Annotated in this window: 11 protein-coding genes; 4 read left to right on the top strand and 7 right to left on the bottom strand. The window is 56.3% G+C overall.

Annotated features, from left to right (window positions below; all coding sequences use genetic code 11):
* Nucleotides 1–27: 27 nt before the first annotated feature.
* The 4 genes from JK213_RS07235 to JK213_RS07220 are packed head-to-tail and all read right to left on the bottom strand — an operon-like array spanning nucleotide 28 to nucleotide 4,263.
* Nucleotides 28–1,458 (bottom strand): cytochrome c, encoded by a 1,431-nt coding sequence (locus JK213_RS07235; protein WP_194262656.1) that lies wholly within the window; start codon nucleotides 1,456–1,458, stop codon nucleotides 28–30.
* A complete protein-coding gene (locus JK213_RS07230; protein WP_194262657.1) occupies nucleotides 1,455–3,113 on the bottom strand; it encodes a GMC family oxidoreductase in 1,659 nt (552 codons plus the stop codon). Before JK213_RS07230 ends, JK213_RS07235 begins: the two co-directional genes overlap by 4 nt.
* A gap of 3 nt (nucleotides 3,114–3,116) precedes the next feature.
* On the bottom strand, nucleotides 3,117–3,785 hold the full coding sequence (locus tag JK213_RS07225; protein WP_322783046.1) for a sugar dehydrogenase complex small subunit: 669 nt from the start codon (nucleotides 3,783–3,785) through the stop codon (nucleotides 3,117–3,119).
* Nucleotides 3,786–3,828: 43 nt separating this feature from the next.
* Entirely contained in the window at nucleotides 3,829–4,263 is a 435-nt protein-coding gene (locus tag JK213_RS07220) for a heme-binding protein (RefSeq protein ID WP_194262658.1), read from the bottom strand.
* 499 nt (nucleotides 4,264–4,762) lie between these two features.
* On the opposite strand from JK213_RS07220, the gene JK213_RS07215 reads away from it, so the two are divergent.
* Complete coding sequence (locus JK213_RS07215) at nucleotides 4,763–6,358, top strand: carbohydrate porin (RefSeq protein ID WP_228125534.1); 1,596 nt, start codon at nucleotides 4,763–4,765, stop codon at nucleotides 6,356–6,358.
* 85 nt (nucleotides 6,359–6,443) lie between these two features.
* Here the strand turns inward: JK213_RS07215 and JK213_RS07210 are convergent, their stop codons facing one another.
* Entirely contained in the window at nucleotides 6,444–7,463 is a 1,020-nt protein-coding gene (locus tag JK213_RS07210; RefSeq protein WP_194262660.1) for a LacI family DNA-binding transcriptional regulator, read from the bottom strand.
* 186 nt (nucleotides 7,464–7,649) lie between these two features.
* On the opposite strand from JK213_RS07210, the gene JK213_RS07205 reads away from it, so the two are divergent.
* From JK213_RS07205 to JK213_RS07195, 3 genes are read left to right on the top strand one after another with little or no spacing between them, the layout of a single operon-like run.
* Nucleotides 7,650–8,345: a gluconate 2-dehydrogenase subunit 3 family protein gene (locus JK213_RS07205; RefSeq protein WP_194262661.1), complete on the top strand. Its 696-nt coding sequence runs from the start codon at nucleotides 7,650–7,652 to the stop codon at nucleotides 8,343–8,345.
* Nucleotides 8,346–8,358: 13 nt separating this feature from the next.
* Nucleotides 8,359–10,137, top strand: coding sequence for a GMC family oxidoreductase (locus tag JK213_RS07200; RefSeq protein WP_194262662.1), 1,779 nt, complete (start codon nucleotides 8,359–8,361; stop codon nucleotides 10,135–10,137).
* Nucleotides 10,134–11,462, top strand: coding sequence for a cytochrome c (locus tag JK213_RS07195; RefSeq protein ID WP_194262663.1), 1,329 nt, complete (start codon nucleotides 10,134–10,136; stop codon nucleotides 11,460–11,462). The genes JK213_RS07200 and JK213_RS07195 overlap by 4 nt, the downstream gene beginning before the upstream one ends.
* A 61-nt stretch (nucleotides 11,463–11,523) precedes the next feature.
* Here JK213_RS07195 and JK213_RS07190 read toward each other — a convergent pair whose 3' ends face one another.
* Together JK213_RS07190 and JK213_RS07185 are read right to left on the bottom strand one after the other, a co-directional pair.
* Nucleotides 11,524–14,079, bottom strand: a complete 2,556-nt coding sequence (locus JK213_RS07190) for a TonB-dependent receptor plug domain-containing protein (protein WP_249200449.1) — start codon at nucleotides 14,077–14,079, stop codon at nucleotides 11,524–11,526.
* 227 nt (nucleotides 14,080–14,306) lie between these two features.
* Nucleotides 14,307–15,224, bottom strand: a complete 918-nt coding sequence (locus JK213_RS07185; protein ID WP_194262665.1) for a FecR domain-containing protein — start codon at nucleotides 15,222–15,224, stop codon at nucleotides 14,307–14,309.

The following is a 15,224-nucleotide window of genomic DNA, read 5'->3' as shown; positions in this document are numbered from 1 at the left end:
AGACGTGGAACGAAAGCTCGCAAGGCCTCAGGCCTTCGTTTTTCGGGAAAGTCGGATGAAGAAGAAAATGGCGAGTGTGAGAAGCACGACTGCCACAATCATCGCCGGAACGGTGAAAGCACCGAGCTGTGCAATAAGAGGTTTGGGGCCGCCGGATCGGATGAGCTTCACATCATCAGGGCTGACTTTGACGTTCGGATTGCCAAAATTCTGTTCAACGTAATTGCTGATATCCGCGATGTCCTGATCGGAGAGGGTATCAACATACGATCCCGGCCCAAATCCCGGCATGTAGGTCGTATGACCGTTCACTTCCCGGCGCACACCCATGAGGATGGTAGTGATCAGGTTGTCGGCGATAGGGGCACCCACGGCCGTATTGTGGAAAAGCTGCGGATAGTATCCATCCGGGCTGCCCTGTCCGGTCGGACGGTGACAGGCCGCGCATTCTCCTGAAAAGAGATATTCACCCCGACTGAGCCGGTTGGCAGGCAGAGCACGATAGACGGCCTCACGTCCGGAGGCCTTTCCGTAGCTTTCCCGGGGCGCTGTATCCTTATTGTCCGAGATGGCTGGAACCTGTTTGATGTAGGCGACCATCGCGCGGATGTCGGCGTCGTCCAGAGACTGGAAGCTATGCTCAATGGCTTCGGCCATAGGGCCGCCTGCCTGGGCTTTGCCGGGGACGTCGCCGGTTTTGAGATATCGGAACAGATCCTCGCTACTCCAGCCACCAATGCCGCTGACCGGATCCGAAGTAATATTGGGGGCATACCATGAGGACAGTGAAGCACCAGCAAGAGGGCTGCCGCCTTTCTCCGCCATCATTGCATTGCGGGGGGTATGACAGGTGTCGCAATGGGCCAGAGCATAGGACAAATACTGCCCGCGATTGATTTCTGCGGATTTGGACGGATCCGGTTTGAACCGCGTGTCATCCAGAAAAAGGGCATTCCAGATCCCCATGGATGCCCGGATATTGTAGGGGAAGGGGAGGGCGGTTTTTTGTGGAGTACTCTCGACCGGCTTTACTGCCGACATAAAGTAGACGTACAGGGCATGCACGTCATCATCTGTCAGCTTGGTATAAGACGTGTAAGGCATCGCCGGATAAAGATGGGCTCCGTCGCGCCGGATGCCTTCTCTTAAAGCGTGGGCAAATTCTTTTTCAGTGTAGTTTCCGATGCCGTGCTCTTTGGAGGGCGTGATGTTGGTCGAATAGATCGATCCAAGCGGGGACGCGATGCCGTATCCGCCAGCAAAAGGCTGCGTTGAGCCGGGTGCGGTGTGGCAGGCTGCACAGTCGGCCGCGATCGCCAGATAGTGCCCGCGTTGGGCAACATTCGTGTCGGGTCCGCTGCTCTGGGCATAAGCGCCTGTGCAGGAACCGAGAATAGTGGCGACAGCGAGAGCAGTTAGCCCTGAAAGTGGCGGTTTTTTGGGATATTTCTGTTTCATGCCTGCCCCCGTGCGAAAGCGGCCTTGATGGAATCAGCCGCTTTCAGTCCAAGCGCTGCCATGCTGAGTGTGGTGTTGACGACACTGGCGGACGGCATTGCGCCGCCTCCCGGAATCCATAGATTGGCGTGATCGTGGGCCCTGCAATCGCCATCGACAACAGAGTCTTTGGGGTCCCGACCCATAATCGTGCCGCCCATGATGTGGTTGTTGGCGTTATAGTCCGTCGTGATTCGGAGTTCAGTTCCTCCCATCAGGCCGGCAATTTCCTTGACCTGTGTGGTAACGGCATTCAGTCCTTTGCGGACATAATCGCCTACATCGTAGTGAATGTCCGGGCATGCGAGACCCAGCGGATCTGTGCGGGTTTTGCTTAGCGTCAGGCGGTTTTCCGGATCGGGCAGGGGTTCGAGGCTGATGGAGAGGTCAACACCACAGGCGGCACGGCGGCGGATTTCGTCATCGAGCTCTTTCCCGACCAGTCCCAGCTTGAGGGCCTGTTCTGTTGCAGGCGCAACACGGCTGATATTGTTCAGGATCATCTTGTTGGCTGAATAATCCCGGCGGAAATCTCCGTCCCGGGGGCCGACGATGCAACTGCTTTGCGCTGGTCCACGTCCGAACCAAAGGGGTTCGTTGGCCAGAAAAGAGGCGTGCACGCCGGAATGGTCCATCATGTTGCGACCAACCTGATCGGAAGAATTGGCAATTCCGTTCGGGTTGCGGGCATTGGCGGCCAGCAGAAGCAGACGGGGCGTTTCGATCCCATTACACGCGAGAACGAAAGTCTTTCCGGTCGCCTTATGAGACTGTCGGTGGGCGTCGTACCAATGCACCGCCGTTACACGGTTATTTTCGTCGGTATCGATGCGATAGACCACGGCTTCAGCAATGGTGACGGCCCCGTTGGCCTCGGCTTTTTCGATATGCTGGATACCGTTATACATCGCCCCGATCGGGCAAATGGGTTGGCAGTTATTGTTGCCACAGCAGGCCGGGCGGTCTCCGAAAGGCTCCATGCTTCGGCCCTGCGGAATGGGAACCAGATGAAAACCATGGGGATTGACGATTTCGGCAACCCGGCGGTCTCCGTAACCGAAGGGGATCATGTCTCTGGGGTAGGGACGGCTGCGTTCCTGAGGAGACTGGAGAGCTTTGTCATGAGGGCCTGAGACACCCATTTCCTCTTCTGCCCGGCAATAAAAAGGCTCAAGGTCATCGTAAGATATGGCCCAGTCGCGTCCGACGCCGTAGCGCGATTTCATTTCGAAATCGGAAGGTAGATGTCGCCAGCACGATGCGGCCCAGTGCCATGTCGTTCCGCCCACAGTACGAAGATAGCCCTGTTTGAAGGCAGACCCATTGGGGCCGGATAGTCCAACATAATCGTTGGGCGGAAAATAGAGCGGCGCCTGAGCCATGGGGGACTGGGGATAGAGACCCTGAAAGTCCGAATGAAGTCGGTTGTGGAAGGACATGTTGCGCCAGTTTTCCACATATTCCGCACGCTTGAGGCGCAGACCCGCTTCCAGGATCACGACGGAATGACCGGCAGCAGCCAGTTCGTTTGCCACCAGCCCGCCGACCACTCCGGACCCGACGACAACGACATCCGCCGAGACGTCTCCAGATGATGTAAAATCCGGTTTGGCCATGGTTTAGTGCTCCTGACGGGGTTTGGGAATGTAGGGGGGAGAGGACGGCGTAATGGGTTTGAGAGGAGGCGACTGGGGTGGGATCTTGCTTTCCACGCCTGGAGGCGCCGGAGGCGGGGGCGTCGCAGGGAGCGGTGCATGAATTGGAATACCGAGAGGCGGCGGAGCCTCTGTCCACCATCCGGGACGGCCGAAACAGTAGGTTGGTACCGGCAGACCGTCTTTGGTGGGCTGGTACATGAGGGCATCGTAGTAAGCGACCATTGGTGCGTTGGTCTTGTCTTCGGTTGAGCCTGTGTACCAGGCGGCATTGAGCGCCAGAAAAGCCTTCTTCAGGTCACCAGATCGATCCAGAATTTCATGTGGTTGGCCGCCCTGTGCTGTAATTCTGGCGAGGGACTGGATCGTGCTGGCATAACCCGGAAATGTGGTCTGCATGGCAGCGCAGAGGCGGCTGCTCAGGACCGGATCGAGATCCGGTCTTCCGGTAATCGCCCTTGAGACACCCAGAAATGTCTCATCGAGCGGGGGTGCTGCAAGCGCATTGGCGCGGCCGAGGACGGAATTGCCGATTGCTACAGAGACGCTGCCCATGATGGTGCCGAGCAGGAGCGAACGGCGCCCTAGAAGCGCGGTTCCGGAAGAGACGGGCGGAGGGCTGACTTTCTTCACAGCACTGTTCCTTTTCCACCAGACTCCGGAAGAGACGTAATCATCATTTCAAAGCCTCCACCGCGGCATTTGCAGCCTCGGAATCCTGAGCGTTATTGCCGCCGCTCACGCCAATGCCGCCAACAATCTGTCCGTTACGGAATATCGGGACGCCGCCACCGGCGGGCATGGCATCTGGAAGAGCCAGAACTGCCATTTTTCCGCCACTCAATGCGGTTTCGAAAGCTGAAGATGGCCGCTTGTAAAAGACTGCGCTGGCAGCTTTCCGTTTTGAGAGTTCGAGGCTGGCAAGCTGCGCTTCTGCCATACGTTCGACGAGAAGCGGTTGTCCCGAAGGGTCCACAACCGTCACGACAATGGCTGTATGATTGGATGCAGCTCTGTCTTCTGCGGTTCGCGCCAGAATGCGTGCCTGAGCAAGAGATATGTTCGAGGACGATGGTTCATCTGCCTGAACAATCCTGGGAATGATGCTCACCCCGAGAACCGTCACATAACAGATGTGTCGGAAGAGCTTATAATAAGCCCCGGTGGGCCTATTCCTGAATAGCAGCACGTGGCGCGCCTTTCGGTCATATTTCGTAACGGCTAAGGGGCATTTGCCATGAGACTCAGGAGTCCACCTAGATCGATCTAATTCACTATATTGTGACAAAGTATGGAAATAACGGAACTTGTCTTGTTCTGGTGAGGGGGCTTGGCCCTCTTGATGGCAAGGAATTGGCTATTATCTCAATGAAAAAAAACCATTTTTTCATTTGGCCGAAAATTGGAAAATTTGAACCGATCTAAATTTTTGCCCTGTCTCTTAGTTTTGCGAGAAAGCCTTCACAGATTTCGTGATGAAGGGCGGGATGGGAAATGAGAAAATTATATGGCATGTCCGCTCCGCAGATGACGAGAAGTACTTATCCGCTTTGATTCGGAGTCGTTGAATCAAGTTTGAATAAGTATCAAAGTGTTTTACTGGAATGGAAATGTCTAAGGATATATTAGAAATATATCGTTTTGGAGGTTCGCTAAATAAGGCATCAAGATTCTATAAAATATTTTTATATATTACTTTTATCTTTTCATATTCTGGATTAAATTCTTTTGTTTCTGCTCAGGACCTGAGTGATACTCAAGCTCAATCCCAAGTTCTGGGGCCTCAGCAGAATGCCTCCACACCTTTAAATTCGGTTCAGCAGAATGCGCCCCCGCAGGTCGCTATTCCGCCGGGTATCTTCACCACTTACCCGGCCCCACCTTTGTCGCCTCCCCATGCGGCCCCGTCGCCTATTACAGAAGGGCCGCCCTCCATTTTCTCAGACCCGTTCGGTATGACGTCCTGGCTGAGAAAAAACGGTATTGGGTTTCATTTTGATAATACCAATGAGTATGCAGGAGCGCTTCAAAACCCAACGAAAGGGCCCCACTATAAAAACTATAGAGATGGATCGAGTAACGCCGGACAGTATTCAGCCAATCTTGTTGTTGATTGGGAACATCTGGCCGGTATCAAGGGCTTTGTGACGCGCATGACGACCATCGGTCGATATGGAACAACTGCCAACAGAATGTTTGGTGACTGGTTAGCACACAGCTCCGAAATCTATGGTGGTGGTGGAAATGTGGTGGTGCACCTTGTTTCTCTTTACGGAGAAGAAAGTCTGTTCGGGGGACGGTTTCTGATTTCAGGTGGCCGGATGTCTCAGATGTCTGACTTCGCCTCCAGCCCCATTTTCTGTAGCTTTCAAAATAACTCGTTCTGCGGTCGTCCCAAGGCTGCGGCGGATAGTAATTATTATGGCAGTTATCCAGCGGCGACATGGGCGTTCCATATGAAAGGTCGGCCTCGAAAAGATCTTTATATTCAGACGGCTGTATATTTCGCTGAAAATGGCATCTACATGAACTATCAACATAGAACGGGATTCAAATTCAACGGAGCCAATATTGTTGGCTATGAAATTCCGGTCGAAGCGCAATGGGAGCCACATTTCGGAAGTCATCATAATCTTCCGGGCCATTATAAACTAGGGTTTGTGTATGACGATGTTCGTCGCCCTGATAATTATTATAACACCAAAGGCCAATCCTATTATGTCTATGGTGGCGTTCAGCGCATGCGAGACTCATCGTGGCAAACGTATTTCATGTTCGACCAGAAACTCATGAACTATTCCAACAGACCAGAAACGGCAGGACTGACATTCATGGGGGGGTATATTTATAATTCCCCTCATACTGCCGTGCGCGATTTTGAGGTCTATGGCGCTTTGATCAGTCAGGGACTGATACCTGGTCGTCCGGAAGACATGTTTGGTGTGGCTTTTTCTTATGTCAGCATTGCCCCGGGAACGCGTGATACGACGCTTGCGATGGTTGCGGCGGGGAAATATGTCGGTATGCCCAACCATGCGACAGGCGTTCAGACCAACGCCGAGGTTTTCGAAGTCGATTATTCCATAAATGTGATGCGCGGCGTAACGTTCAGACCTGATTTTCAGTATTATATGAACCCTAACGGACAAACTGGTCTGCGCAATTCGGCGATGCTCGGCTTCAAATCTTATGTGTCTCTCTTTTAGATCGATCCATGGAGTTATGGTTATGATGATTTCCCATATACAAACCGCTCCAAGGAACCCATCGGCTGTACATCATTCGGAAGGATCAGGGCGCGTGGCCTCCGCAACTCTGACGCACCATCAACTGTCCGGACACCAGAATGCGGGTACTGGAGGGACTGGCATTTTCAATTCTGTCCAGCAGCAGGCGCGCAGCGTTGCGACCAACGCCCACAGGATCTGTGATGATCGTGGTCAGGGGAGGGAAGGACGTCGCGCTCTGCGGCAGGTTGTCGGCACCGATCACACCGAAATCGCGTCCGGGCATTTTCCCCAGAGACAGCAGATGTCCCATCAGGGACTGAGCGACCATGTCATTGTAGCAGATGAAAGCATCCGGCGGACTGGAGGACGCCATGAGATCCGGGAGGCTGCCGAAATCAGCCAGATTCTCCAGATTGGTGGGGATGATCAGGTCATGCCGGAGTTTGTGTCTTTTGAGGGTCTTCCGAAAACCGTCCAGACGTTCCCGGGCGGCAGAATGTATGGCTCTTCCGCCGAGGAAAGCAATGTTCTGCCGGCCGTGTTTGATAAGATGTTTGACTGCGAGGGAGGTACCCTCCGCATAGTCGGGGCCGACATAGTCACCGCCCGTCTGCGAGACATGCCGCAGAACCTGCACGCAGGGGATGCGGAGGTTTGCGATTTCGGACAGGAGCGCCTCGGGCGTTCCAACGGCCGGACAGATAATCAGGCCATCCACCCCATGTTCGCGCAGACGCCGGACCTGTCTGAGCTGTCTCTCGGGGTTTTCGGCACTGTTGACCAGGATTGCGACAATACTGGCTTCCACGATGATCTCGTCGATCCCCAGCATCAACTGGCTGTAGAAAGGGCTGCCGATATCACAAAGAACCAGTCCGATGGTGCCGGTTTTCTGCCCCCGGAGATTTGCGGCACCTCGATTGTAAATATAGCCCAGCTTGTCCATCGCAGCGATGACCCGTTCTCTCGTGCTCACAGAAACCAGGGGGCTGCTTCGAAGAACAAGAGACGCAGTGGCGCGCGAGACCCCTGCTTCAACAGCAACAGAATTGAGAGTTACTGCTTTCTGAGGGCCATTCATGCTTGTCAAATCCCTCCTGGGAGCTGCGGCGTGTCGTCATTATTCAAAATAAGGTCTCTCCGGGAGCGGATCTCTTTTTCGTGAGCATCCCATACTTCCTCAAGTGCGCAAAGGGAAAAGGCAGAGGGATGCCATTATGCAGAATCATTTCATGTCGTCACGTCATGTGTGTCAGTGGAGTATCAAATGAAGCTACCTTCTTCAACGCGGCGGAATTTCACCGCGGGTCTTTTGGGGTCAACGTCGTTCTGGATTTACGGGGGCCACAAGGTCTGGGCTGATGCGTTACAGTCGGAAAGCAGCCGACCGTATCAACCGCAATATTTTACGCCCGAGGAATGGCGTTTTCTGAATGCCGCCTGTGCGAGAATATTCCCTGCAGATGCTCATGGGCCTGATGGCGCGGTACTCGGGGCGCCGGAGTTCATCGATCGGCAGATGAATACTCCTTATGGCCATGGTGAGTTGTGGTACATGTCCGGCCCGTTTCGGTCAGGGGCGCCTAATCTGGGGTATCAGCTCTCTTTGCCGCCGCGTGATCTCTATCGACAGTCTATTGAAGCTGCGAATGCCTACGCGCGCCAGCTTAAAGGACAGCGTTTCGACGAGCTTGAACCTTCGGACCAGACCGCTCTTCTCAAGACGTTCGAACAGGGAAAAATGATGCTGGGCGCGGTACCTGCCCATACGTTTTTCGAGCAGCTGCGCCAGAACACGCTCGAAGGCGTTTTCTCCGATCCCCTTTACGGCGGCAACAAGGGTCTTGCGGGCTGGATGCTTCTCGGCTTCCCCGGCGCGCGGGCTGATTTCATGGACTGGGTCAACCAGAAAGGGGCGCCGTATCCTTTCGGGCCTGTTTCGATATCTGGCGAAACTGCCTGAGGATTTTCAGAATATGTGTGCAAAAAAAGTTGATGCCGTTGTGATCGGTGCGGGCTGGGCGGGTTCAATCCTGGCCAAGGAACTGACGGAAGCGGGGCTGTCTGTTGTCATGCTGGAGCGTGGTGATGAGCGCGCCACTGCTGTTGAGGGCGATTATCCAACCTCCATCGACGAACTGAGGGGGGCGATCCGTCATCGCCTTTTCCAGAATATGTCGAAGTCTACCGTCACGATCCGGAACACGCTGGATCAGGAAGCCTTGCCATATCGCCGTTTGGCAGCGTTTCTGCCGGGCGAGGGGGTTGGCGGTGCCGGTTTGCATTGGTCGGGCGTGCATTTCCGTGTTGCGCCGGACGATCTGGCCCTGCGCACCAATGTTGTCGCCCGTTATGGCAAGAGCTTCATTCCCGAGGGTATGAATCTTCAGGACTATGGCGTGACCTATGAAGAGCTGGAGCCGTTTTTCGATAAGGCGGAGAAGGTTTTCGGCACGTCAGGAGAGCCATATACAATCAACGGGAAGGTTGTGGGGAAGGGAAACCGTTTTGCCCCTGACCGTTCCGATGCCTTTCCGCTCCCGGCGATGGGCGATGTTTATTCGGCCAGTCTGTTCAGGACTGCTGCTGCGAGCGTGGGTTACCACCCGTACGCGCTGCCTGCCGCGAATGCGTCGGCACAATACACCAATCCGTATGGTGCGCAGATGGGGCCATGCAATTTCTGCGGATATTGCAGTGGATATGACTGCTACATGTATTCGAAGGCCTCCCCGAATGTGAATATTCTCCCTGCGCTGCGTCAGGATTCAAAGTTCACACTGATCACCAAAGCGCATGTTCTTAAAGTCAATCTGGATGCTGACAGGAAAAAGGCGACTGGTGTGACCTATCTCGATCTGCGAACCCGGAAGCAGGTCGAGCTGGACGCTGATCTTGTCATTATCAGCGCTTTTCAGTTTCACAATGTTCATCTGATGCTGCTCTCGGGTATTGGGCAGCCTTATGATCCGAAACAGAATACCGGAACGGTCGGACGGAATTTCGTCTATCAGACAATCACGACGTCCCGGGCCTGGCTCTCTCCCAAACAGTACACGAATCTTTTTGTCGGTGCTGGTGGGGCAGGTGTGGCGATTGATGATTTCAACAGCATGAATTTCGATCACGGCCCTCTTGGTTTTGTGGGCGGATCACCGGTCTGGGTCAATCAGGCGGGCGTCAAGCCGATTGCGGCGGCTGTCGGCGGGCCGGGCGGCAAGGCCCCCACATGGGGCGAAGGGTACAAAGACGCAATGGTGGACACGTATCGTCATTCTCTGACGATCGACGCCCATGGCAGCAACATGGCGTATCGGGATGTTTATCTGGATCTTGATCCTACCTACACCAATGCCTATGGGCAGCCCTTGCTGCGGATGACGTTTAACTGGAAAGAGAATGACATCCGTATGAACCAGTATGTGGTTGGTAAAATCGAGCCTGTTATCAAGGCGATGGGGGCAACCCGTTATTCTTTGGGAATGCTGAAAGACGGCGAGGTTTTCGATACCCGCCGGTATCAGACCACACATCTGGGTGGAGGCGCTGTCATGGGTACTGATCCTAAAACCAGTTGCGTCAACCGTTATCTGCAGAGCTGGGACGTTTCGAATGTTTTCGTCATCGGAGCCAGCGCGTTTCCGCAGGGAATGGGGTATAATCCGACCGGTATGGTTGCGGCTCTGGCTTACTGGGCGGCTTATCATATCCGGACGACCTATCTGAAAAATCCAGGTCCGATGGTGCAGGCATGACATACGGTTTGTTTTCCCGCGCAGCGTTTTTCAGCGCTGCTGTCCTGCTGACAGGTTTCGTTTCGGATCTGCATGCAGAAGATACAAATGCCCTTGTCAAACAGGGACAATATGTTGCGGAGGCTTCCGATTGCAGCGCCTGTCATACGGTCAGCGGACGGGGTAATTTCGCGGGCGGTATGGAGTTCAAGCTACCGATTGGATCGATCTATTCATCCAATATCACTCCGGACGCCACGCATGGAATTGGTGCCTATTCGGAGGCCGAATTTTCCCGTGCCGTACGTGAAGGCGTACGCCGGGACGGAGCAAGCCTTTATCCGGCAATGCCCTTTCCGTCCTATGCCCGCATGAGCGATGCAGACATTCATGCTCTGTATGTCTATTTCATGAAGGGTGTTCAGCCGGTTGATCAGCCGGCGCCTTCCAACCGGATTGCATGGCCGCTGTCCATCCGTCTACCAATGACCATCTGGCGGGCGGTGTTCTCGCCTTCTATTCGCGCAGCACAGAAAGACGTCATGCGGTCTCTTCCCAATGATGGGATAGGACGCGGCGCTTATCTTGTGGAAGGACCAGGCCATTGCGGGGCCTGCCATTCTCCCCGAGGACTGGCGATGCAGGAGAAGTCGCTTTCAAACAGCAGTGGATCACTGTTCCTCTCCGGGGGCGCGCCAATCGACGGTTTCGTCCCGACCAGTCTGCGGCAGGATCAGCGGACCGGTCTTGCGGGCTGGTCCGAAGACGATATCGTCCAGTTTCTTGCGACCGGTCGTAACCGGCGGGGTGAAGCATTCGGAGGTATGACCGATGCCATTTTCCATGGAACGCAGCATCTGACGGATGCAGACCTCCACGCGATGGCGCAGTATCTGCTGTCGCTGCAACCGCATAATCCGGCTTTGTCGGCATGGAGGTATGATCCGGAAGCGGCGTCCGCGTTACAGGCGGGAGATGTTTCGGCTCCGGGAGCCAAGGTTTATGTGGATCATTGTGCGGCGTGCCATCGTTCCGATGGTCGTGGATATGCGCCCGCTTTTCCGCCGCTCGCGGGTAATCCGGTGCTCATGAGTGATGATCCGGCCTCTCTGGTGCATGTGGTGCAAAGTGGTGCGGTGCTGCCAGGAATGACCAGAGCGCCGTCCGCCTTTGCCATGCCGGCCTATGGAAACATGCTCAGCTCGCAGCAGATTGCAGATGTCGTAACGTTCATCCGAAAAGCATGGGGAAACAATGCTCCGCCAGTCACGGCTGCAACAGTGGACGAGCTTAAGAAAACCGCACCGGAGATGATGAGGAAGCAGGGTATTATTCCGCTGAACTGAGAATGCGGGAAATGCCGGTGAGCCGCCCGGTCGGAAGGGCTCGCCGGCATTCAGGGCATGTTCAGAAAGCTGCGGACACCGTTCCGAAGAACATGCGCGGGGCCGTGGGGTAGCCGGTATAGGTGCTGGCATCTCCGGCGGCGATCGTGGACCAGGAGCGCGCATTCGTCAGGTTGCTGGCGTTGAACTGGAGCTTGAGGCTGTTCATGTGCGGGATCTGGTGAAACGTGTAGCTGGAGCTGAAGGCAAGCTGCACGCGCGGTGGCACCATGACGCTGTTGGTGATGGTGCCCGGACGGACGCCCATATAGCTGCCGCTGAACTGGGCGTTGAAGCCGCCCTGATTGTAGTTGACGGCAAACTTGTCGGACCATGCCGGAATGGCCGGAACCTTCTTGTCCTTGGTGGCATAGAGCGTCGCACCATCCATAAAATCGTTGCCGTAAATGCTGCTGACATAGGACACGGCATCATAGATCGAGAAATGCGGTCCGAAGCGCAGCGTAAACGACATGTCCATGCCGTTGGTCGAGACGCTGCCAAGGTTTGCCACCGTATTGCCGACGCCTGAAATACCCTGACCCGGCGGTGAAATGGTGCCGAGGCGGTTGTAGAAATCGACGTGATAATATTCGAGCTGTCCGCTGACCCCGGTCAGGATGCGCGTATTGATCGGATGGCTGGTGCGGATGCCGGTTTCATAGGTCCAAGATGTTTCCGGCTTGCCGCTGCGCTTGAACTTCTCGAAATCCGCCTGATCCGACACCGCCCAGGGTGAGGTCGAGCCGTATCCGGTGGCGGCAAAGGAGTTCATGTTCTCCTGAATATTGGCAAAGAGCTGTTCGTGCCGTGTGACGTTCCATAACGCACCGAAGGCGGGCAGGAACGGTTTGTAGGACGGAATGGTTCCGCCCGCGACAGTATTGGTGCTGGTATCGACGATCTTCTTCGCCCCCTTCACCGAAGAGGCGAGGGACTGCGGCAGGGCGGCCACCGGGAGTGTGCCGTTCGTATAGACCATTTCGGACTTGAAGCCCGCCGTCAGCGTCAGGCGAGACGTCACCTTCCAGCTATCCTGAAGATGCGTCACGAAAGTATTGGTGTAGAACGCGTTGTTCCACTGCGTGAACAGCGGGTTGGTCGGGCGCGTATAGGGCGTCAGCGTGTCATTCTGCGTCAGCGGATACCAGTAGCGCCCCTGTTCGTTGTTGTTGCGCTCATACCAGCCACCCAGCTCGATATTGTGATGGCCGAGGCGGTAGTGCAGCGTGCTGATCAGGCCGCCGCGATAATCGCTGTATTCCGTGGTGCGGACGGCAAAACCCGTGCCACCCGTGGCGTTCCAGACCTTCGGATCAATACCCGCGACGCTGTAGGTGAACTGTCCGTTCTTGATGTATTTCGTGCCGGTCGGGTCGAGATAGGAGCCGAGGATCGTCAGGATCGCATTGGTGCGGATGGAGGTCGCGACCACGCCCGCGCCGTCGTCGTAATGGAAGTAAAGCTGGTTGTCCCAGTTCAGGTTCGGGGAGAACCGGTGGGAAATTTTCAGATAGGTCAGGTAGTCCGTGCGCTGTGCGGCGGAAAAGTAATATTTGTTGTTCGGCGTTGCCGGTCCGGCTTTGGTTGAGCTTTCAGCCGGATACCCCGCCATGGCGGCGTTCAGGTCCGGGAAGAAGGCCCCGCGCGCATAGAGGTCGGTAGGCGCCGTCAGGCCCTGCGTGTTGGGCTCGGCCTTGTTCTGCCAGTCGAAATAGGCGGTGATGGTGGTGTTCTCGCCCTTGTGGACGAATTTCCCGTTCACCTGATAACCGCCCTGCCGGTTGGCATTGCCGAGATTCCACGGGCGGGCGTCCTGACGGGCAAACGCCATATAGGCCGAGTTGCCGTTGCCGAAATTGCCCGTATCGACGCGCGCGAATGTTCTGAAGGTGGAATAGCTACCAAAGGTCTGGTTGATTGTGGCACCAGCCTTCTGCTTCGGATCGCGCGTGGTGAATTCGATCGTTCCGCCCAGATTGCTGGTTGAAGCCGTGCCCAGCGCACCGGCGCCGGACGACAGGGAAACTGAACCGATGTCTTCACTGATGGCGGCACGCTGCGGAGACAGGCCGTTATAGTTGCCGTAAGCCCCTGCTCCGAGCGGGACGCCGTCCATCGTGTAGCCGAGCTGGTTCTGGTTGAAACCGTGGACGTAAATGCTGGAATTCTGCTCGTTATTGCCCCACGGATCGACGTTGGTGAACGTCACACCCGGCAAAAGGTCCAGTGCCTGCATCGGGCTCTGACCCGGCATCAGCGTCTGCATTTCGTCGCCGCTGACGCTCATGACGGAGCGTGTGCGGTGGCCGGTGGCGACGATCTGTTCGATGTCATGCGCCTGCGCTTCACGCAGGCGCTGCGGCTTTGGGCGCGCGGAGGGGTCCTTGCGGATGATGACGCCGCCATCCGGCATGGCCTCTGCCTTCAGTCCGCTCCCGCGCAGCAGGCGTTTGACCGCATCGTCGGGCGACAGCGTGCCGTCCACGGCAGGCGCGCGCAGATGGGCCACGGCATCGGAGGTGAAAATGATGTTGCGGCCCGTCTGATGCCCGAGCGTCACGAGGGCCTGTGCCATGGGCTGCGGCGCGATATGCACCGGAGTGCTGGGGGCTGCGAAGGCGCTGGACAGCGAATGCGTCAGAATGGTCGCGCCTGCCGACAGAAGCAGAACGGTGCGGCGGGGGTAACGGGGGGCGGGGTCATGGGGCTCGTTTCCTGTCGTCGGGCCTGAAAGCGGTCTCGACAGGAAGACAGATGAGAAAATGAAAACCTCAGCGCGATGCAGCGGTTTTCATCGAAACGTCATAAAGCGACGATTTCGTAAGCGTTATGGGCCGGACGGATCCGCAGGGGCAGCAGATGCGGGAGCATCTGCAAAAACGCATCCCCCTGACGTACATGATACACGCCGCTCAGACGCTGCGAGGCCAGACGCGGCGCGGACAGGACGATCTGGCGGGAGGCGTAACGGTTAATTTCCTGAATCACCTCCGCCAGCGGCTGATTGCGGAACACCAGTTCGCCGCTCTGCCAGGAGAGCAATGTTTCCAGATCGGGATAATCGATGTTCCAGCCGCCGTGGCGATCCATCCGCAGGCGCTGTCCCGGCATCACCCAGCGTCCGGCCTCGCGCAGGGCGGCTGCGGTCAGGAACACCTTGCCCCGGATAGCTGTGACTTCCGTATTGCCGCGATTGATGCGGATATCGGCGGATGTCTTGTCATGAAGCTGTACGGTCATGCCGTCGGCGGAAAGATGGAACGGGTCCGGTCCGGCCACCGAGAGCAGGACCTGCCCGTGACACAGCCGCGCCTGCTGACTGTTCGCGCCCACCACAAGGCGCGTCTGGGTGTCGAGGCGGCAATCCGTCCGGGACGTGAGGCGGACGTCGCGGATGCTTCCAATTCCGGTCTCTTCGATCCGGCTGGCATGGGCCCCTTCCCATGGCGGAACGGCCAGAAAAGCCGCAGCCACCAACCCGGCCAGCGCATGTCTTCGGCTGAGCACAGGGCGGCGGGCGATCTGAACTGGTTTTGCAACGACGGGTGGTGTGCGTGCGCCTCCGGAGAGTTCCCACAGCTCCGTCAGATGTTCGAAAACCGGTCCGTTCCGGGGATCGCTCGCCAGCCAGTCGCGGAACATGTCATGGTCGAGCGGTGTGCAGTCCTCGGCATGGAGACGTGCAATCCATTCTGCCGCGCGGAGTTTGATGAAGTCCAT

It is taken from the genome of Gluconobacter sp. Dm-44, assembly GCF_018256175.1.
GTDB classification, from domain to species: Bacteria; Pseudomonadota; Alphaproteobacteria; order Acetobacterales; family Acetobacteraceae; genus Gluconobacter; species Gluconobacter cadivus.
The sequence above is the reverse complement of the archived record's forward strand: the minus strand, read 5'-3'. Positions and strand labels throughout refer to the sequence as shown.